Genomic DNA, 1,344 nt, shown 5'->3' on the forward strand with positions numbered 1-1,344 from the left:
CTGCATAACACGTTTGCTACCATGCAATTATACTTAAAATTGACGCCTTAAAACGAGAAACACCCGACAACCTGAGATGCCGAGTGTAGTAAATCGTGTTGATGCATTTGTTATGTGCATACAGCTTAACGTTTAAGGTTATCAATTCTTGCAGGGTAAGAATATAATAACTCTAAAATTGTCATCGCAAAATTATAGACTTCTTGAGCTTCTTCTTTAGTCGGAGCCTCTGATGTATGCACAGCTTCATTTGCCAATTTTCGAATTGTATGTGCCCACTCAGCTATCGAGGCCGTAATAAAGCCTTGATCTTTAAGTTGATCTATCATGCCTATTAATTTATTAGTTGGAGAATCAAGTAAATCCTTACAAGCAACTTCTAATAACGATCTACAAGCTACAACTAAGTACCGTGGTGAAGCTAATACTTGTAAAATATCATCTTTAACTATGTGCTCAATATGTAATGGTAAGTTAGAAGGTAACTCTGCTTTATTTTCAGTATAAATTTTATCTACATTAAATAAAGGTCCCAAATCCCTACCAAACTCATCAATTTTTAATGTGTATGCAGCTTGCAATCGTCTTGGTGATTGATTTACTTTGTCAATAATTTCTAAATTCAAACGGTTTAAAAAATGATGAGCATGCGCAGGCATTTGCGCTCTATTTTTTAGTGATATATCAATTGAAGTCGGATTACGACAATTTGAACAAACTGTTAATAAATGAAATTTATTATCTTTACTATCACGCCAAATCTTTGAGTCATTTTGTATAGATTCTTCTTGGTAAGGAGTAGCGTGTAATACTTCGAAATTCGAATTGTGTAAACAACACCCACAACGAATATCTTTGAAAAAATGAAGGTATGCCATCAAATCACCTTATTAATTGGTCTCTATCCCATCCATGAATTAGTTAATAGCAAAAGGGACTTAGAACGTTAGTCCCTTTTGCTTATCATGGGAATGGTACGCCAAAGTATGCACATAAACCAAATAACACAAGGCTACTTAGTGCTTTCCAAGAAAACTTAACATGTACCGTCTTAGTACGGATTTCAAACTGCATGATACCTCCTATTTTAACGTTTATTGATGGAAATTAGCTACATTTGAGCTTTGTTAACCAACAACTTCGTTCTGTTTAGCATAAGAGGACGCTGTACAGCATTATGCCTTTAATAAAATTAACTCGCAACTATATTCTTCAGATAAATACATATAAAACAGTATATTATTACAAAGCACATAACGCCTGCATAACACGTTTGCTACCATGCAGATTAAGCCTAAATTTACCACTTAATACGGTAAACCAAAAGAAATCTAGAATGCCGAA

At 34.2% G+C, this 1,344-nt stretch carries 1 protein-coding gene; it reads right to left on the reverse strand.

All coding sequences use genetic code 11. From position 1 onward, the window contains the following. Positions 1 to 125: 125 nt before the first annotated feature. The gene (locus tag PVK62_RS17270) at positions 126 to 878 is read right to left on the reverse strand and encodes a DUF4145 domain-containing protein (RefSeq protein ID WP_274445541.1); all 753 of its coding nucleotides are present in this window, start codon (positions 876 to 878) and stop codon (positions 126 to 128) included. Positions 879 to 1,344 lie beyond the last annotated feature (466 nt).

Origin of the sequence: Aliivibrio sp. S3MY1 (assembly GCF_028765575.1) — a bacterium.
GTDB lineage: Bacteria > Pseudomonadota > Gammaproteobacteria > Enterobacterales > Vibrionaceae > Aliivibrio.